The 18942-nt window shown below is 43.7% G+C and carries 11 protein-coding genes, 1 tRNA gene, 3 rRNA genes and 1 CRISPR repeat array; of the genes, 6 read left to right on the top strand and 9 right to left on the bottom strand.

Features of this window, described 5'->3' with window-relative positions; translation table 11 throughout:
* Positions 1-61: 61 nt before the first annotated feature.
* From tyrS to cas9, 9 genes are all read right to left on the bottom strand, one after another.
* Positions 62-1252: a tyrosine--tRNA ligase gene (tyrS, locus tag X781_RS09365; protein ID WP_025236617.1), complete on the bottom strand. Its 1191-nt coding sequence runs from the start codon at positions 1250-1252 to the stop codon at positions 62-64.
* 282 nt (positions 1253-1534) lie between these two features.
* Positions 1535-2839: a sodium ion-translocating decarboxylase subunit beta gene (locus X781_RS09360; protein WP_025236616.1), complete on the bottom strand. Its 1305-nt coding sequence runs from the start codon at positions 2837-2839 to the stop codon at positions 1535-1537.
* A 9-nt stretch (positions 2840-2848) separates the two neighbouring features.
* Entirely contained in the window at positions 2849-4654 is a 1806-nt protein-coding gene (gene oadA / locus X781_RS09355) for a sodium-extruding oxaloacetate decarboxylase subunit alpha (RefSeq protein ID WP_025236615.1), read from the bottom strand.
* A 32-nt stretch (positions 4655-4686) separates the two neighbouring features.
* Entirely contained in the window at positions 4687-4938 is a 252-nt protein-coding gene (locus tag X781_RS09350) for an oxaloacetate decarboxylase subunit gamma (protein WP_025236614.1), read from the bottom strand.
* A gap of 182 nt (positions 4939-5120) precedes the next feature.
* On the bottom strand, positions 5121-5933 hold the full coding sequence (locus X781_RS09345) for a DNA ligase (RefSeq protein WP_025236613.1): 813 nt from the start codon (positions 5931-5933) through the stop codon (positions 5121-5123).
* A 112-nt stretch (positions 5934-6045) separates the two neighbouring features.
* Positions 6046-6870, bottom strand: coding sequence for a DUF5718 family protein (locus X781_RS09340; RefSeq protein ID WP_025236612.1), 825 nt, complete (start codon positions 6868-6870; stop codon positions 6046-6048).
* Between the two features lie 152 nt (positions 6871-7022).
* A CRISPR array of direct repeats spans positions 7023-7454; the repeat unit is 36 nt; unit sequence GTTGTAGCTCCCTTTCTCATTTCGCAGTGCTACAAT.
* A 255-nt stretch (positions 7455-7709) separates the two neighbouring features.
* Positions 7710-8036: a CRISPR-associated endonuclease Cas2 gene (gene cas2 / locus X781_RS09335; RefSeq protein WP_038644018.1), complete on the bottom strand. Its 327-nt coding sequence runs from the start codon at positions 8034-8036 to the stop codon at positions 7710-7712.
* Entirely contained in the window at positions 8029-8943 is a 915-nt protein-coding gene (gene cas1, locus X781_RS09330) for a type II CRISPR-associated endonuclease Cas1 (RefSeq protein ID WP_025236610.1), read from the bottom strand. Before cas1 ends, cas2 begins: the two co-directional genes overlap by 8 nt.
* 55 nt (positions 8944-8998) lie before the next feature.
* Entirely contained in the window at positions 8999-12142 is a 3144-nt protein-coding gene (gene cas9, locus X781_RS09325; protein WP_025236609.1) for a type II CRISPR RNA-guided endonuclease Cas9, read from the bottom strand.
* 529 nt (positions 12143-12671) lie between these two features.
* Here cas9 and X781_RS09320 point away from each other — a divergent pair.
* The 6 genes from X781_RS09320 to X781_RS09290 all read left to right on the top strand — a co-directional run bounded on the left by X781_RS09320 (position 12672) and on the right by X781_RS09290 (position 18934).
* Positions 12672-14211 (top strand): 16S ribosomal RNA (locus X781_RS09320).
* Positions 14212-14408: 197 nt separating this feature from the next.
* Positions 14409-14484: transfer RNA gene (locus X781_RS09315), tRNA-Glu, on the top strand.
* A gap of 286 nt (positions 14485-14770) precedes the next feature.
* Positions 14771-17671: ribosomal RNA gene (locus tag X781_RS09310) — 23S ribosomal RNA — on the top strand.
* Between the two features lie 145 nt (positions 17672-17816).
* A 5S ribosomal RNA gene (rrf, locus tag X781_RS09305) occupies positions 17817-17932 on the top strand.
* The 16S, 23S and 5S rRNA genes sit together here with 1 tRNA gene alongside, the layout of an rRNA operon.
* Before the next feature lie 416 nt (positions 17933-18348).
* A complete protein-coding gene (locus X781_RS09295) occupies positions 18349-18525 on the top strand; it encodes a hypothetical protein (protein WP_235068744.1) in 177 nt (58 codons plus the stop codon).
* On the top strand, positions 18518-18934 hold the full coding sequence (locus X781_RS09290; protein ID WP_025236606.1) for a hypothetical protein: 417 nt from the start codon (positions 18518-18520) through the stop codon (positions 18932-18934). The genes X781_RS09295 and X781_RS09290 overlap by 8 nt, the downstream gene beginning before the upstream one ends.
* Positions 18935-18942 lie beyond the last annotated feature (8 nt).

Below are 18942 nucleotides of genomic sequence, written 5' to 3'. Positions count from 1 at the left end.
AAATGAAGAGGTCATAATTTGTAATAAATTTGCAAATTATGACCTCTTGCTTATTGGGAGATTATTTCACCGTAATGCGAGCAAACTTACGTTTTCCGACTTGGTAAACAAAAGTACCCTTTTGAGCATTTTGTTTCATATCTTCCACTTTCTCACCGTCAATTTTCACGCCGCCTTGTTGGGCAGAGCGGATAGCCTCTGAGGTTGATGGAACAAGTCCTGCCTCTTTTAATAGAGCGGCTAAGCCGATTTCGCCTTCAAAGGTAAATTCAGGCATTTCATCCGGAATTGCCCCTTTTTGGAAGCGGTTGATAAATTCTTGCTCTGCGGCATCAGCGGCGGCTTCGTCGTGGAAGCGGGCAATGATTTCTTTCGCTAACAAAATTTTCACATCACGAGGGTTTTTGCCGTTTGCCACATCTGCTTTTAATTGGGCGATTTCGTCTAATGGACGGAATGAAAGTAAGTTATACCAATCCCACATTAAATCATCAGAAATTGACATAATTTTACCAAACATCTCGTTTGGAGCTTCAGTTACGCCAATGTAGTTGCCAAGTGATTTCGACATTTTTTTCTCGCCGTCTAAGCCAACGAGTAGTGGTAATGTCATCGCCACTTGCGGTTTTTGCCCGGCAGATTTTTGTAATTCACGACCTACTAATAAGTTGAAGGTTTGGTCTGTACCGCCTAATTCTACATCTGCTTTTAATTCAACGGAATCGTGTCCTTGTAATAATGGATAGATAAATTCGTGAATTGCAATCGGCTGCTGGTTGGTGAAACGGTTTTTGAAATCTTCACGCTCAAGCATACGAGCCACTGTGTAATTTGAGGCTAAGCGGATCATTCCTTCCGTGCCTAATTTACCTAACCAATCAGAGTTGAATACGATCTTGGTTTTTTGTAGGTCTAAAATTTTGAAGATCTGCTCTTTGTAGGTTTCCGCATTGCGTAACACATCTTCACGACTCAGTGGCGGACGGGTAGAGTTTTTACCTGATGGATCGCCCACCATACCGGTGAAATCACCAATTAAGAAATAAACTTCGTGCCCAAATTGTTGGAATTGGCGGAGTTTGTTTAACACTACCGTGTGTCCTAAGTGGATATCCGGTGCAGTTGGGTCTGCACCTAATTTAATGCGTAACGGACGATTTTCTTTAAGTTTTGCAATTAAATCTTCTTCTGAATAGATATTTTCCACACCACGTTTAAGCTCGGCAAGTGTTGATTCGATAGATTGAGTCATTGATCTTCCTTCTCTTTTATCAATAAAAATGGCTCTATTATAGCGGTATGAATTGAAATTAATAGAGGTTTTGGCGGATAAGCAAAAAAAACGCCGTATTTTGTGGGGGAATACGGCGTAAAGAGTTGGAGTGATTACCTATTATTTTTGAAGTGAGTTGATGATAATAGTTCTCAACTGAGAAGTCAATAACTTTTTGAGAATTATTATCAACAAAATTAAAAAGTCTCCGAAAGAAAATTCTCGGAGACTTGTTTTTACTTTTGTACTTTCAAATAACGGTTACATATTGGCAATATATTTCAGCATTACACCTGCTGCAATGGCTGAGCCGATTACACCAGCCACATTTGGACCCATTGCGTGCATCAATAGGAAGTTTTGTTTGTCATATTCTTGACCGATTTTATTGGATACACGAGCCGCCATTGGTACGGCGGATACACCAGCCGAGCCGATGAGTGGGTTGATTTTGTGTTTACTAAAGCGATTCATAATTTTCGCCATAATCACACCGCTTGCTGTGCCAATGCCAAATGCAATTACGCCTAGCACTAAAATCCCTAAAGTTTGCGGTTGGAGGAATTTATCGGCAACCAATTTCGCCCCAACTGATAAGCCCAAGAAAATGGTAACGATGTTAATCAACGCATTTTGGGCTGTATCGTTTAAGCGTTCTACCACGCCACTGGTGCGGAGCAAGTTACCGAAACAGAACATACCGAGTAATGGTGCAGCATCAGGTAATAGCAGAGCCACTAATAGCAATAACACAATCGGGAAGATAATTTTTTCACGGTTGCTGACATTACGCAGCTGTGTCATTCTGATTTTGCGTTCTTGCTCGGTAGTCAGTGCTTTCATAATCGGTGGTTGAATAAGCGGCACTAATGCCATATAAGAGTAAGCTGCAACTGCTATTGCACCTAATAATTCAGGAGCAAGTTTACTTGCTAGATAAATAGCGGTTGGACCGTCTGCTCCCCCGATAATGCCGATAGCTGCGGCTTGAGGTAAGGTAAAATCAATTAAGCCTAACCAGTTCAAGCCTAATGCTCCAAGAACAGTTGCAAAAATACCAAACTGAGCGGCGGCACCAAGTAATAGCATTCTTGGGTTGGCGAGTAACGGTCCAAAGTCTGTCATCGCTCCCACCCCCATAAAGATGATGAGTGGAGCAACCCCGTAGCCAATCGCCACTTTATAGAATAATGCTAATACACCGGCAGTGTAGCCCATATCGCCAGCCATTATTTCCAATTCATTTTGAACTGATGGTGCAGCAAGAGCAATGGCGTCTTTGATAGCGTGAACATCAAGGCTTGTGCTATTGACTTTCGCCGCAATAATGGCAAGTTGTTCCGCTGTACCGCTATGAAGCAAATTGTCTAAAGCTGTCATCGCCAAACCGGCTTCGGGAATGTTAGACATCAAGCCTCCAAAGCCAATCGGGACGAGTAACAGTGGCTCGAATTTACGGGCAATCGCAAGCCAGAGTAGCAGTACGCTTACCGCAATCATCACGGCTTGCCCCCACTCTAGGTGCATAATGCCCATTCCTTTAAAGAGTGCAATAATACCTTCCATATATCACCTCTATGCGATGCTCATTAAGGTATCATTCACGGCAACCACATCGCCCTGTTTCACATTAATGCCTTGAATTGTGCCTGATTTCGCCGCACAAATTTGGGTTTCCATTTTCATTGCTTCAAGAATCAATAGCACATCGCCTTCAGCAACTTGTTGCCCTTCTTTTACTTCCACTTTTAAAATGTTACCTGCCATTGGGGCATTGACCGGTTCGGCATTTGCAGGTTTTTGAGCGGAATTGACCGCTTGTGGAGCTGGAGTAGGGGCGGTTGTCGGAGCAATATTGGTAATATCTCCTCCTTCGCTCACTTTCACCACAAAGGCTTTGCCTTCAAGTTCAACGGTGTAAACCGCAGAACCGGATTGTGCTTGGGCTTTTGGTGCAGCAGCTGGTGCAGCTTTTACATCATCAGCACTAGGTACTGGCTCAAAGGCTGATGGATTGTTGCGGTTTTCCAAATATTTCCAACCGATTTGTTGGAATAACGCCACAATCAATACATCATCAATGCTGTTTTCAGAAAGCGAGATACCTTTTTCTTTTGCCTGAGCAGTTACTTCTGCTACTAATTTATCTAGCTCCGGTGGAATATGATCGGCAGGTCGGTCGGTAATCGGCGTTGCACCTTCTAACACTCTTTCTTGTAACGTTTTATTTACCGGTGCTGGTGTACGACCGTATTCACCTTTGAGAATCCCAGCGGTTTCTTTCGCAATTGTTTTGTAACGCTCGCCCATCAACACATTCATAACTGCCTGCGTGCCGACAATTTGGGAGGTTGGAGTTACAAGTGGAATATTCCCCAAATCTTCACGTACACGAGGGATCTCTTGTAATACGAGATCAAGTTTATCTGACGCATTTTGTTGTTTTAATTGGCTCTCAAGGTTAGTGAGCATACCACCCGGCACTTGAGCCACTAAAATACGGCTGTCCACGCCTCGCAGTTGCCCTTCAAATTTCGCATATTTTTTACGCACATCACGGAAATAAGCGGAAATTTTTTCTAATTCAGGAATATTTAATCCTGTATCATACGGTGTGCCTTGTAAGGTAGCCACAATAGATTCTGTTGCAGGGTGTCCATAAGTGCCGGACATTGAAGAAATAGAAGTATCCACGCCATCAACACCCGCTTCAATCGCTTTCAACAACGCCATTTCAGCCATACCGGTGGTGGAGTGGCAATGTAAGTGAAGTTCCACATCGTAGCGTTTTTTAATTTCGCTCACTAATTCATAAGCCGCCATCGGCGTCAAAATGCCCGACATATCTTTGATCACCAAAGAATCCACGCCAATTTCCAATAGTTGCTCAGTAACATCTAACCAGGTTTCTAAAGTATGTACCGGGCTAGTGGTATAGCTCAGAGTCCCTTGTGCGTGTCCACCGTGTTTTTTAACCGCTTGTAATGCCGCTTGCATATTGCGAGGGTCATTCAACGCATCAAATACACGGAAAACACTCATACCGTTTGCCACAGAACGTTCAACAAATTTATCTACCACATCATCGGCGTAATGGCGGTAGCCGAGCAAATTTTGTCCACGCAATAACATTTGCATTGGCGTTTTTGGCATTGCTTTTTTTAACTCACGTAAACGAACCCACGGATCTTCCCCTAAAAAGCGAATGCAGCTGTCAAAAGTTGCTCCCCCCCAAGTTTCTAACGACCAATAGCCGATTTTATCGAGTTCTGCAGCAATCGGTAACATATCGTCTAAGCGTAAGCGAGTGGCAAATAAAGATTGATGAGCATCGCGTAAAACAACATCGGTAATGGCAATTTTTTTCGGTTGAGTTGTCATAGTAAACTTCCTTCTAATTTTTGAGTTTTATATTAATTCTGACCTTTCATTCGGCGGTGATGAGCGATAGCAGCTGCAATCACAGGGCGTAAGCGTTCTAAATCATCAACGGCAGGCTGTATTGTTTTGGGAGTTGGGCTAGGAATTGGCTCGGGGAAATAACGGTTAATGAGGCTTGAAATAAAACTGATGGCATAAATTAATGCAAGCAAGAAGAATATTACAAATCCCATTCCTGCAAACATCAGATTTAGCCCTTCACTAAAAAGTTCTGCGTTTGTCATTGTGATTTCCTTTAATTTTATAATGAATAAATTTAACAAAAAAATAAAAAAAATCGAGTAAAATTTCAAATGTTTTAGTTCATAAATGATGAATGGATCACAAATTATTTTTGACAAGCGGTCGAATTTTACAAATTTTTTACCAAATTTAACCGCTTGATAACTTACGTAAGGAGATTTTGTTACTCAGCAGGTTCTCGTACTCTTAAAAAGGTAGCAAAGCGAGGCTTGCCAGATTCGGTTAATCCTCGATATTTATAAGTAATAGTTGAGCCTATCGGCGGTGGATTTTCACGCTCTTTATCTTTAAAGCCGGAGCCGATGCGAAAACGCCCACGATGGTTTTCGCAGCTCACAGCCCCGAGTTTATCGGCATATTTCCCTTTGCCTTTGTGGTGTGCGGTTACAGTACATTCTTCATCTAGCACAGGTTTGATTTTCAAAATCTGAGCGGATCGCCCTTGTATGTATTCAGCATTTGGATTGCGAACGACCACACCTTCTCCCCCTTTAGCTAGAATATCTTGGTAAAATTGCTGAAGGTGGGCTTTATCTTGAATCGGGATTTGCGGAATAATCTCAATATGAGCATTAGGGTGCTGGTTAAGGTATTTCTGTAAACTTGATAGCCGCTCAAATAAATTGCCTGTTGCATTTGGCACATCAAAAACGTGAAGTTTTAATTTATACCAACCTTTAGGTTCAGCAGAACGGACGGTGGCAGAAATTTCTTCAAACTTTCCTCGTTCGCTAAACAGTTCGCCATCAATGGCAAAAGGTGGAAAATCTTTTACAAAATAATCAGGCGGATTAAGCGAATAACCTTGACGGCTGATCAGTTGTTTACCGTCCCAAAAACCACGCACGCCATCGAGTTTTTCGCTCATCACCCAGCCGGTAATATCTTGATCTTTATATTGACCGAGCAGCATTAAATCGGGTGATTTGGCAAAAAGAGAAGAGCAAAGTAGTAATAAAAAGAGAATTTTTTTCATAGTGCCTCCAACGGTTGAAGGCACTATAAGATAAAGGAAGGGACGCGTCAGAAAAGAAATTCAAATTTTCGATTCAGATCGCAAAATTTTCTTCAAAAAAGACCGCTTGTAATTAACGAACTGTTTGAATTAAGGCAGAAATATCTTCGCTAAAGGTTTCCAGCTTCGCCATTTCTTCAATTTGACTGTGAGTATATTTCTTCGCATTGTATACCACGACTATACTCATATCGCCCACTTGCAAGAAATTGGTTTCGCCAAAAGGGGTATAGCGTGTTGCCCCAATGCTAATAATGGCTTTTGCTGGATAATTAGCCTGCTTTAACATTTCAGCAATGTTATTCATCGGACCTTCATCTGGCTGATTATTCATTCTATCCACAATCCAATCTAATAATTTTTGATGGAAGTAGCTATATTCCACTGCCGGACTATCAATACCATAAGCATTCAGCTCGCCATTACGTTTATGGAAACAAGCGATGTTGTAGTTATCTAAGGTGCTACCTTCATTAAAATTATCAAGTTCTAACAAAGTAGCTGAAAGCCCTTTAGAAGAAGCTCCCCAGTTTTTCTTTTCACAGATTTTATTTGCATTCGGGCGACGGATAGAGCAGTCATTATAAGCGGCAAAATGAGTGGGAGTGAGAGAAACAACTTGATTGTCTTGGTAGCCAATGGTACAAATCAATGCTACTTCAGGCTCAATTTGCAGATTATCCGCATCGGTAGGGAAATTAATCGCAGTATTTGAAAGCGGATAAGTTGATAAGAACTGATAATCCCCCAAATTCTCAGCTGGTACATAAAATGGAAAAATTGCTTTTGGTTGCACAGCTTCAACGGTTTTTACTTTTACGAAATCCGCAGCTTCACCTGCTTGCTCCAAGTGTCCGGCAAAATTACCAGCTACACCTAAACCGATAAAATGTTCCATAATCTACTCCTTAATTGGTAAAAGTTGGATAAAATTCTACCGCTTGCGAAAGAAAATTGCGAATATTTATTTTATCTAATTTGGGTTTGAGGTGAGTGTTTCTCATTTCGCAGTGCTACAATCTTCGGTAAAGATTTTGCGATTTAGCTCTTGTTGTAGCTCCCTTTCTCATTTCGCAGTGCTACAATCGACAAACATCAGCCCATTTATTCGTTGAAGTTGTAGCTCCCTTTCTCATTTCGCAGTGCTACAATTCACAACCTCTAGATAATTCGCTTGCCACAGTTGTAGCTCCCTTTCTCATTTCGCAGTGCTACAATTTTGTGCGTGATGATTATAACAACGGCAACGTTGTAGCTCCCTTTCTCATTTCGCAGTGCTACAATGAAATCAAGGTTGGCATACAAGGCGATGAAGTTGTAGCTCCCTTTCTCATTTCGCAGTGCTACAATTTTTCTCAATAACGCTCGTTGTTGTGCGACGTTGTAGCTCCCTTTCTCATTTCGCAGTGCTACAATAGATTGGCAAGTTATATTAGATAGTTTTGAGTTGTAGCTCCCTTTCTCATTTCGCAGTGCTACAATCCTCTCGCTTAGGGTCTTATTTATCAAGGGTTTTGCGAGGGGCAGTTCGATAAAAAATTGAGCTAGAGCCCTTTTGTAAGCGGTTATTTTTCTGAAATTTTTTGCAAATTTTGCAGATTTTTTTAGAAAAATAACCGCTTGTTTTTGCCAAAAATGGCTGAAAGTAGGCATTTGGGTATGATGTTTAGGTTAAAAATTCAGCAAACAAACCAAAATTAACGATGTAGCATAAAATTTTTTTATCCTGTCTTTTTCCTAAAAGAGTAGCATTTGGTTTGCATTGACTTTTTCCTCTTGTGGTTTTAATTCACCGACTAACAATAGCATTGAGGTAAATTGTTTTTCGGTGACTTCCAAGCAACGCACCGAACCTTCTTCCGGCAGGTGTTGGGTGAGACGTTTGTTATGTTTTTCGAGCGAGTCCCGCCCTCGTACAATTCGGGTATAAACCGAAAGTTGCAACATTTGATAGCCGTCTTTGAGTAGAAATTGCCGAAATTGGCTGGCAGCTCGGCGTTTGGCTTTGGTGGTAACCGGTAGGTCAAAGAAAACGATAATTCGCATAAATGTAGCCTCACTCATAATGATGTTCCTTTAACGGCAGAATTTTGGGCAGTTTTAATAAGCTCGGGTCTCGCTGGGCGACAGCGGCTTGGAATGAGCCGACAGTGCGATCAATCGCTGCCAGTGTGCTGAATGTTTGGTCTTGAAAACGCAGTTGATAGTGCAACAGCCCGACAAGCTTTTGTTTGGTGTGTGGTGTCAGGCTGTCGCTTAATTTTTCTTGTCGCCACAAATCCCACACCTGTAAATCTACCAGTGGGCGAAACGGTTCGATAAAATCATCGGCAAGGTTAAACGGGTTCAGTTCGCTATGGTGAAAAATACCGAGCGTCGGCAGCCAGCCGTAAAGCACCAGTGAGCGAGCCACTGCCGAACGTAGCACAGTGTAGGCGTAATTGAGATGAGCGTTGATCGCATTTTCTTGCCAACGGCGGAAATCTTTGCCGAAAGCGGTTTGGAAGTAGAGCAGGGCAGCTTGGGCTTCGAGGTTCTCTTTGTCGCCGGATTTGACCCGTTTTGCCATATTTTGCAATTTTTCAGCCATATCCGACCGCTTGGTTTGGCTCAATACAAACGCCTGATTGCGGATTTTTTGTTGCACAATCGCTTGCCAGAGCTGTTTTTTCAGCGGTTGGCTCATTTCCAATTGCAGTTTTAAGGTTTTTAGTTGGCGGTGATACTGCCCAAACGGCAGCCACTGCCCGCACGGAATAAATTGTTCATCACAGGTCAGTAGGGTTATGCCGTTAAGGGCAAGGGCGGAAAGTAGAGGGGTGGTAATCACCACTTCACGGCTTTCAATCACAATCACCGCAATATCTTCCAACGGTACGCAAAATTCCTGCTCTTCCTGCCAGATAACCATTTGGTTTTGGCGGAGGGATAATTTTCCGCCTTTGCTGATTAAAATGCTTCGCCAACTCATTGTTTCTATCTCCTATAAAAAAATCCCTGCACCGCAGAGCGGTACAGGGATTGGGTTAGCGAACGGCTTGTCGTTTGCTTGGGCGACAAGGGCGGATATTTTTACCGAGTTCATCGACTTGGTATTTTTCAACGGAAAGGGCGGTTTTTACGCCAATACTACGATGTAAGCCCGACTTACCTTTGTTGATATTACTATCGGGTTCTTTGAGGTTAATTGCACCTGTTGCACGATCTAATCCATTGTAATAACCAAAGAATGTTTCTTTCTTCGTTTTGACTTGGATTAAATCATTTGGGAACATCGAGAATAAAAATTGAGCGGTTTTATCCATCAATTCCCATTCAGATTCGTCTTTTGCAGCAACAACCGCCCTATCCGGCAAAATTCCTTTCGCCACTTGCCAAGTGTAAATCGGCACAAGGAAGTATTTTCCGCCTTTGATAAACACATCAACCCGTACCATTGAGGCGTTGTCGGCAACGCCGTTGCCGTTACGTACCACCACGCCCGATTTTTGCACCTGCTCAACCCGCACGGCTTTCACTTGTTGCCCGCCTTTTTTATAGAATGGTTCGGCAAAGGCTTTGGTTGGGTCGTCATTAAACGCATTTAAACGTGCTTTTAATGCTTCATAAAGGGCTTTTTCCCGCTCACGATTGACCATATTGTCCAGATCTTTCAATTTGAGCTGGGTGAGTGGCACTTTGGAAACGCTAATGCCCTCGTCTAACCGTTTGGCGGATTTAATCGTCTCCATATGCCCCTGTCCGCTCATTTTTCTCGTTGGCATACGAGAAACAAACAGCGGTTGCACAAATTCGTGGTTTGCCTCAGGGCGATCCGGCAGTTGGATAATCAGATCTTCCTGTGGATTTTCACTGAAAATGCGGATCATAACCTCTTGGCGGAAGAAGTGCCACGGATCAGGGAAATGCAGCGGAATGATCTCGCCGGTTTCTCGGTCAATGCGTTCTGCCGTCTGTAAATTCCCTTCTTGATATTTCACAAAGCGGGTGATTTTTTGCTGCATCGCTACCGTTGAACAGGCAACAACCACCGCATCTAGGGCGTGGTGGCGGTCGCTCTCTTCACGCACCTTGCTTAATCCCCAACGCCCACGCAAGAAAGCGGTGATTTGACCGTTTGAGGCAAACACCCGATTTTTGCCTTTGCCGGTTAAATGTAAATTCTCACGCACAAAATTCACCAAGAAACGGGCGATATAGCGGGTGTCGTTTAGGTTACGTTCAATAAAGCCCTGTTCATCGAGTTTTTGGGTCAAAATCCGTTGCTTTTTCGCATACGGAAAGCGACAGCCATTCACCCGAGCGACAAATAACGCCCATTGATGTTCGTCTTTGCCGAGCCACTCAAACGGCGTTTGATTGCCTTTATTCTGATTTTCGCCGGCAAGCACCAGAACTTTGTTATTTTGACTGTCGTCCCACGTGCGGGAAAACGGTAGGGAGTGGTCGATTTCCACATAGCCTTTTTCCAACAAGCGGTTTAAATTGAGCGGTTTTCCGCTATATAGGCACTGCCCGTTTTGCTGTTCATACAGCCGCATCATCAAAATATCTTTGCCTTTCGGCTCGCCAATAAAGGTAGGGAAAAGCGTTTTGAATTGTGCCGTTGCTTTTTCCCGCTCGGCACGATTTTGCTCTTGGCGTTTTTCAATCTCTTTGCGATCTTTGTAGGATTTACCCAATTCTCGGGCGGTTTCAATATGAATCCGAGCTGGCGAGCCGTAGAGGCGGATCACAGCATTGATCACTTTTCTGGCTTGGGTAAGCGAACGCAATACTACCGGATTACGAATTTCATCGGCAGGGATTGGGGGTAACAAGCGGTTGATTTCACCCGATTTTTTACCAAAATGGTCGCCGTAAATCTGTTGGCACGCCTCGTCATAACGCAATCCTTGCTCCATTAGTGGCACAATGTTGTAGAGGCTTTTTAAGGAAAGTTGAATGAATTTATCGAAGTTGAGGTTTTCCAGCAGGGCGTTCAGTACCGTATCACTCAGCTTGCCGTTGAGTTGTTCAGTGATGTCGTCATCGGTTTTATAAATCGAGAATGTCGTGCCGATTTCGTCTAAAAGTGCGGTCTGATTTTTCAAGGTTTCCCACGCTGATTTATCCGCCTTTTCCACCGCTTTACGAATAGCGTGGTAGGCTTTCAGCTCGATCAGTGTGGCATCTTCGGCTTTCTCTTTGCCGTAACGTACACCATTGAAACGAGCCTCTTCCGATAAACCCAATAATTTACGCACTTGGGTGTAGGTTAGTTTGGCTTTTTCATAAGGCTGATTGAGCAATAAGCTCCGTTCATCGGTATTTAAAACACGCTCTGAGCCGTGTTCTAAAATCCGTAAATTATTCAGTTTCGTCAGCCAAACAAAACGTTCCGCCGTGTAGCTGTGTTTGGCGGCTTTATATTCGTTGGTTTCAAAGGTGCATTTACCGAGCATTTTCAAAATCGCATCGCCCGATAACGCCGGTTTCTGCCACATCAGCAATTCGCAAAATTCCTGCTCTAATTGACCGCTTGTATGTGGGTTGCCGAGTTCTCGCTGAGTTTGAAACAGTAATTTCATTTCGGCGAGTAAATCGAGGCGATTAAAGGTGTGCGTGTAAGCCCCTAGCTGATTGCGGATATGTCCCTCTTCGAGAGCAAATTTTTTCACTGCAATCTCTGCCGGTGTACGGAATTGGTTTTCGACTAATAATTGGTGGTTGCTTGCCACACCGGAAAGCAATGCCCCCATTTCTTTATCTGCACTTTTCGCTTCATTTTTACGTTGAGAAAGATAGCCACGATGTTTCAATAAATGAAGCAATACCGCCGACCACTCTGTTGGCGAGAGGCGTTCGTCTAAACCTTTTACCCGTAATGCCCAGCAATCGGTAGGCAGGGTAGTCAGTGCTTCTTTATTGATTACATTATGTTGTTTTAAGAGACGTTTTCCTTTTAATAGGCGAAATGCGCGGCGGCGGATTAAGCGGCGGGTGGAACGGGCAAGACGGCGGGCGAGGGCAAGCGATTCACCTGTTTTGGAGACTTCTGCTTTATCAAAGGTTCGTACGCCGATATCAATTAACCGAATCGGAAAATCATTCTCATCAATTTCTACTATTGCCCAACCAACGGAAGCAATACCTAAGTCTAAACCAAGAATATAGCGAAGCAGTTTCATTTACATTTCTCCTATCAAATAGATTTGACAAAAATTATACAACAGTTAAAATATGCCGTGTAGTACTGCGAAATGAGAAACGTTGCTACAATAAGGAATTCGAAAGAATTACCGTAATGCTCTGCCCCTTGATACTTTGGTATTAAGGGGCATCATTGTTATTGATGCAATAGAAATCAGTATTTGATGAAATTATTTTCAATATGGTTGCAAATTCAACAAACGGTAAAATTTTTAAAATTTTTTGCAAAAAACACTTGCGTTCATTTTAGATTTCTCTATAATGCACCCCACACAACGACGCACTGTTGTGAAGAGATTAAGTTTGATTCCGGTGCGTCGTTTTATTTTGTTCTTTAACAATTTATCAGACAATCTGTGTGGGCACTTGTTGATTGACTTGATTTTGAAAATATTTTTTAATTTTGAAGTCTTAATAGGTGCTAACTAGAAATTCATTTTAACTTTTTTAAGTTTACTTAAATTAGTGTGATTATTTTATGTCAGCAGTATTGAGCGATTGAACTTTTAATTGAAGAGTTTGATCATGGCTCAGATTGAACGCTGGCGGCAGGCTTAACACATGCAAGTCGAACGGTAACAGGGAGAAGCTTGCTTCTTTGCTGACGAGTGGCGGACGGGTGAGTAATGCTTGGGAATCTGGCTTATGGAGGGGGATAACTACTGGAAACGGTAGCTAATACCGCGTAATGTCTTAGGACTAAAGGGTGGGACTTTCGGGCCACCTGCCATAAGATGAGCCCAAGTGAGATTAGGTAGTTGGTGAGGTAATGGCTCACCAAGCCGTCGATCTCTAGCTGGTCTGAGAGGATGACCAGCCACACTGGAACTGAGACACGGTCCAGACTCCTACGGGAGGCAGCAGTGGGGAATATTGCACAATGGGGGGAACCCTGATGCAGCCATGCCGCGTGAATGAAGAAGGCCTTCGGGTTGTAAAGTTCTTTCGGTAGCGAGGAAGGTGATTGTTTTAATAGAGCAATCAATTGACGTTAACTACAGAAGAAGCACCGGCTAACTCCGTGCCAGCAGCCGCGGTAATACGGGGGGTGCGAGCGTTAATCGGAATAACTGGGCGTAAAGGGCACGCAGGCGGACTTTTAAGTGGGATGTGAAAGCCCCGGGCTTAACCTGGGAATTGCATTTCAGACTGGGAGTCTAGAGTACTTTAGGGAGGGGTAGAATTCCACGTGTAGCGGTGAAATGCGTAGAGATGTGGAGGAATACCGAAGGCGAAGGCAGCCCCTTGGGAATGTACTGACGCTCATGTGCGAAAGCGTGGGGAGCAAACAGGATTAGATACCCTGGTAGTCCACGCCGTAAACGCTGTCGATTTGGGGATTGGACTTTGAGTCTGGTGCCCGTAGCTAACGTGATAAATCGACCGCCTGGGGAGTACGGCCGCAAGGTTAAAACTCAAATGAATTGACGGGGGCCCGCACAAGCGGTGGAGCATGTGGTTTAATTCGATGCAACGCGAAGAACCTTACCTACTCTTGACATCCAGAGAAGCTTGTAGAGATACGAGTGTGCCTTCGGGAGCTCTGAGACAGGTGCTGCATGGCTGTCGTCAGCTCGTGTTGTGAAATGTTGGGTTAAGTCCCGCAACGAGCGCAACCCTTATCCTTTGTTGCCAGCGATTCGGTCGGGAACTCAAAGGAGACTGCCGGTGATAAACCGGAGGAAGGTGGGGATGACGTCAAGTCATCATGGCCCTTACGAGTAGGGCTACACACGTGCTACAATGGCGTATACAGAGGGCAGCGAGCCAGCGATGGGGAGCGAATCTCACAAAGTACGTCTAAGTCCGGATTGGAGTCTGCAACTCGACTCCATGAAGTCGGAATCGCTAGTAATCGCAAATCAGAATGTTGCGGTGAATACGTTCCCGGGCCTTGTACACACCGCCCGTCACACCATGGGAGTGGGTTGTACCAGAAGTAGATAGCTTAACCGCAAGGGGGGCGTTTACCACGGTATGATTCATGACTGGGGTGAAGTCGTAACAAGGTAACCGTAGGGGAACCTGCGGTTGGATCACCTCCTTACCAAGAATCAAGAAGCGAGAGCTTGATGGCGTAAAGCCAGAACGACAGCAAGTGTTCACACAGATTGTTTGATAAAGCAGTAGGACAAAAGATGAATGAGATTTAGGCATTCAAGCGGTTAGAATCTTGAAAAATTTTGCAAAAATTGCTAGAATACTTGACCTAAACTGGCAAAGCGGAAAGCATCTTTAAATGATGTCCCCATCGTCTAGAGGCCTAGGACATCGCCCTTTCACGGCGGTAACCGGGGTTCGAATCCCCGTGGGGACGCCATTTAAAGATGATTTTTATTGTCTTAATGTTCTTTAAAAATTTAGAAACAAGCTGAAAAACTGAGAGATTTTTCAAGTTCACTAAAGCAAAAAGCAAAAAGCAAAAAGCAAAAAGCAAAAAGCAAAAAGCAAAAAGCAAAAAGCAATAGTGAATAAATTGAAAGTCTGAGTATAAAAAATCTTGAGTGAACAAAAGCACTCAAGTGTTTAGTTGAATAATATCGCTTCAAATAAAATCGTTTGATTGATTTAAATGAAAATTTAAATGAAAACATTTGAGGTTGTATAGTTAAGTGACTAAGCGCACAAGGTGGATGCCTTGGCAATCAGAGGCGAAGAAGGACGTGCTAATCTGCGAAAAGCTTGGATGAGTCGATAAGAGGCGTTTAATCCAAGATATCCGAATGGGGAAACCCAGTAGATGAAGAATCTACTATCATTATCTGAATACATAGGATAATGAGGCAAACCGGGAGAACTGAAACATCTAAGTACCCCGAGGAAAAGAAATCAACCGAGATTTCGTTAGTAGCGGCGAGCGAACGCGAAAGAGCCAGTTAGTGATAGCAAGTTTGTTAGGAGAATGAGCTGGGAAGCTCAATCGTAGAAGGTGATAATCCCGTATCCGAAAACATTCTTGTGGTACTAGGCTAACAACAAGTAGGGCGGGACACGTGATATCCTGTTTGAAGATGGGGGGACCATCCTCCAAGGCTAAATACTCCTGATTGACCGATAGTGAACCAGTACTGTGAAGGAAAGGCGAAAAGAACCCCGGCGAGGGGAGTGAAATAGAACCTGAAACCTTGTGCGTACAAGCAGTGGGAGCAGATTTATTCTGTGACTGCGTACCTTTTGTATAATGGGTCAGCGACTTATATTTTGTAGCAAGGTTAACTGAATAAGGGAGCCGAAGGGAAACCGAGTCTTAACTGGGCGTGTAGTTGCAAGGTATAGACCCGAAACCCGGTGATCTAGCCATGGGCAGGTTGAAGATTGGGTAACACTAATTGGAGGACCGAACCGACTAATGTTGAAAAATTAGCGGATGACTTGTGGCTGGGGGTGAAAGGCCAATCAAACCGGGAGATAGCTGGTTCTCCCCGAAATCTATTTAGGTAGAGCCTTATGTGAATACCTTCGGGGGTAGAGCACTGTTTCGGCTAGGGGTCCATCCCGGATTACCAACCCGATGCAAACTGCGAATACCGAAGAGTAATGCATAGGAGACACACGGTGGGTGCTAACGTCCATCGTGGAGAGGGAAACAACCCAGACCGCCAGCTAAGGTCCCAAAGTACTAGTTAAGTGGGAAACGAAGTGGGAAGGCTTAGACAGCTAGGATGTTGGCTTAGAAGCAGCCATCATTTAAAGAAAGCGTAATAGCTCACTAGTCGAGTCGGCCTGCGCGGAAGATGTAACGGGGCTAAAACTAGTCACCGAAGCTGCGGCATCAATGGATACATTGTTGGGTAGGGGAGCGTTCTGTAAGCGGAAGAAGCTGAATTGAGAAGTTTGGTGGACGTATCAGAAGTGCGAATGCTGACATAAGTAACGACAAAACGAGTGAAAAACTCGTTCGCCGGAAGACCAAGGGTTCCTGTCCAACGTTAATCGGGGCAGGGTGAGTCGGCCCCTAAGGCGAGGCTGAAAAGCGTAGTCGATGGGAAACGGGTTAATATTCCCGTACTTGGTGTAATTGCGATGTGGGGACGGAGAAGGTTAGGTTATCAGGGTGTTGGATATCCCTGTTTAAGTTGGTAGGTGGGAAGATTAGGCAAATCCGGTCTTCCATTAACACTGAGAGATGATGACGAGGCACTACGGTGCTGAAGTAACCGATACCACGCTTCCAGGAAAAGCCACTAAGCGTCAGATTACACTGAACCGTACTATAAACCGACACAGGTGGTCAGGTAGAGAATACTCAGGCGCTTGAGAGAACTCGGGTGAAGGAACTAGGCAAAATAGCACCGTAACTTCGGGAGAAGGTGCGCCGGCGTAGATTGTAGCCCCTCGCGGGTGAAGGTTGAACCGGTCGAAGATACCAGCTGGCTGCAACTGTTTATTAAAAACACAGCACTCTGCAAACACGAAAGTGGACGTATAGGGTGTGATGCCTGCCCGGTGCTGGAAGGTTAATTGATGGTGTTATCGAAAGAGAAGCTCCTGATCGAAGCCCCAGTAAACGGCGGCCGTAACTATAACGGTCCTAAGGTAGCGAAATTCCTTGTCGGGTAAGTTCCGACCTGCACGAATGGCATAATGATGGCCAGGCTGTCTCCACCCGAGACTCAGTGAAATTGAAATCGCCGTGAAGATGCGGTGTACCCGCGGCTAGACGGAAAGACCCCGTGAACCTTTACTATAGCTTGACACTGAACATTGAATTTTGATGTGTAGGATAGGTGGGAGCCTTTGAAGATGACACGCCAGTGTTGTTGGAGGCGTCCTTGAAATACCACCCTTTAACGTTTGATGTTCTAACGAAGTGCTCGGAACGAGTACTCGGACAGTGTCTGGTGGGTAGTTTGACTGGGGCGGTCTCCTCCCAAAGAGTAACGGAGGAGCACGAAGGTTTGCTAATCACGGTCGGACATCGTGAGGTTAGTGCAATGGTATAAGCAAGCTTAACTGCGAGACAGACAAGTCGAGCAGGTGCGAAAGCAGGTCATAGTGATCCGGTGGTTCTGAATGGAAGGGCCATCGCTCAACGGATAAAAGGTACTCCGGGGATAACAGGCTGATACCGCCCAAGAGTTCATATCGACGGCGGTGTTTGGCACCTCGATGTCGGCTCATCACATCCTGGGGCTGAAGTAGGTCCCAAGGGTATGGCTGTTCGCCATTTAAAGTGGTACGCGAGCTGGGTTTAGAACGTCGTGAGACAGTTCGGTCCCTATCTGCCGTGGGCGTTGGAGAATTGGTTGGGGCTGCTCCTAGTACGAGAGGACCGGAGTGGACGCACCGCTGGTGTTTCGGTTGTGTCGCCAGACGCATTGCCGAGTAGCTATGTGCGGAAGAGATAAGTGCTGAAAGCATCTAAGCACGAAACTTGCCAAGAGATGAGTTCTCCCAGACTATAAGTCTGTAAGGGTTGTTGGAGACTACGACGTAGATAGGCGTGGTGTGTAAGCGTAGTGATACGTTGAGCTAACACGTACTAATTGCCCGAGAGGCTTAACTATACAACGCTCAAGTGTTTTTGGAAGCGAAAGCGAGAAAGACGAGAAGCGAAGTAGAGTAAAGACTAAACAGAAGACAAACAAAGAAAAGACGAACAGAGAAAGCATACTCAAAGTAACAGCTTGTTTTTAGATTTTAACGGATTTTCCCGACGACAATAGTGCTGTGGTTCTACCTGATTCCATTCCGAACTCAGAAGTAAAACACAGTAACGTCGATGGTAGTGTGGTGATTCGCCATGTGAGAGTAGAGCATCGTCGGGTTATTAATTTGAAGCGAAAGCGGAAGAGACAGAAGAAAAGAACGAAGATATAAACATAAATAAACAAGGCATAAAGAGCCCCTAAGTAGAGATACTTAGGGGTTTTTGTTTTTTATCTTAGCATAACCATAACCATAACCATAACCATAACCATAACCATAACCATAACCATAGCATAGAAGGTTATTTTGCAAAATAAGGTATAAAAATGACCGATTGTTACCTGAAATGAGGTTGCAAGCGGCTTTTTTATAAATAAAATTTGCAAAATGAATATGGGATAAAAATTAGACAGCCAATGGGATAATCCCATTGTTCTACTTGCATAGCAAGTAGAACAAATAAAGTACTGACAAAATAATGAGATATTTTGTTTAGTTAATATGGTTTTTATATAGGAACCCAATAATGCTGATAATGAAATTTGAAAATGGTAAACGGTTTTATACCGATAATATAGGAAATAAATACCAATATGATTTAACCGATCCAAGTGACCAACTTAGTTATAAAATAGATGTAGATGCTCAAATGAGAGATCAATTATCGCTAAATCTGACTAGAGATAAAAACGGTGGAGGTATCTATGAGTAGTTCTTATGAAGAAGTTTTTGATGAATTCACAGATAGACAATTAGTGTCTATTTTAGAAGAAGCAGATTATGAAAATGTGAGAATTGTTAAACGAGGTCTTATTGCATTTACTCGTGATGGTATGAATTATCTTATAAGTAATGGATATGATGATGGTTCCATAGAAATATTTATGGCATTTAGTGATATCGATATATCATTTAAAGAAATGAATGAGTGGAATTGTGAAAAGCGATTTGTTACCGTTTATAAAAACGATGATGGAAAGGTATGTTTAAAAATGAGTTTAGAATCAGGAATGACAGAAGCGTATTTATTAAAATCTATCAATAGATTTATAACAGTCCAGAAAATATTTTCTTTATCTAGATTAGGTGGTTTAGCCAGCCTCTTGAAAATGTTTAAGTAACCTATCTC

This window comes from Mannheimia sp. USDA-ARS-USMARC-1261 (genome assembly GCF_000521605.1).
In the GTDB taxonomy this organism is placed as follows: domain Bacteria; phylum Pseudomonadota; class Gammaproteobacteria; order Enterobacterales; family Pasteurellaceae; genus Mannheimia; species Mannheimia indoligenes.
Note: the sequence above shows the minus strand (reverse complement) of the source record. Positions and strands in the feature narration are given on the sequence as shown.

What these genes read in the sequence shown, in the direction of transcription:
- X781_RS09345 (WP_025236613.1), bottom strand. Translation starts at nt 5,933, where the DNA reads ATGAAAAAAATTCTCTTTTTATTACTACTTTGCTCTTCTCTTTTTGCC.
- cas1 (WP_025236610.1), bottom strand. Translation starts at nt 8,943, where the DNA reads ATGAGTTGGCGAAGCATTTTAATCAGCAAAGGCGGAAAATTATCCCTC.
- X781_RS09290 (WP_025236606.1), top strand. Translation starts at nt 18,518, where the DNA reads ATGAGTAGTTCTTATGAAGAAGTTTTTGATGAATTCACAGATAGACAA.
- X781_RS09350 (WP_025236614.1), bottom strand. Translation starts at nt 4,938, where the DNA reads ATGACAAACGCAGAACTTTTTAGTGAAGGGCTAAATCTGATGTTTGCA.
- cas9 (WP_025236609.1), bottom strand. Translation starts at nt 12,142, where the DNA reads ATGAAACTGCTTCGCTATATTCTTGGTTTAGACTTAGGTATTGCTTCC.
- X781_RS09360 (WP_025236616.1), bottom strand. Translation starts at nt 2,839, where the DNA reads ATGGAAGGTATTATTGCACTCTTTAAAGGAATGGGCATTATGCACCTA.
- X781_RS09340 (WP_025236612.1), bottom strand. Translation starts at nt 6,870, where the DNA reads ATGGAACATTTTATCGGTTTAGGTGTAGCTGGTAATTTTGCCGGACAC.
- oadA (WP_025236615.1), bottom strand. Translation starts at nt 4,654, where the DNA reads ATGACAACTCAACCGAAAAAAATTGCCATTACCGATGTTGTTTTACGC.
- tyrS (WP_025236617.1), bottom strand. Translation starts at nt 1,252, where the DNA reads ATGACTCAATCTATCGAATCAACACTTGCCGAGCTTAAACGTGGTGTG.
- cas2 (WP_038644018.1), bottom strand. Translation starts at nt 8,036, where the DNA reads ATGAGTGAGGCTACATTTATGCGAATTATCGTTTTCTTTGACCTACCG.
- X781_RS09295 (WP_235068744.1), top strand. Translation starts at nt 18,349, where the DNA reads ATGAAATTTGAAAATGGTAAACGGTTTTATACCGATAATATAGGAAAT.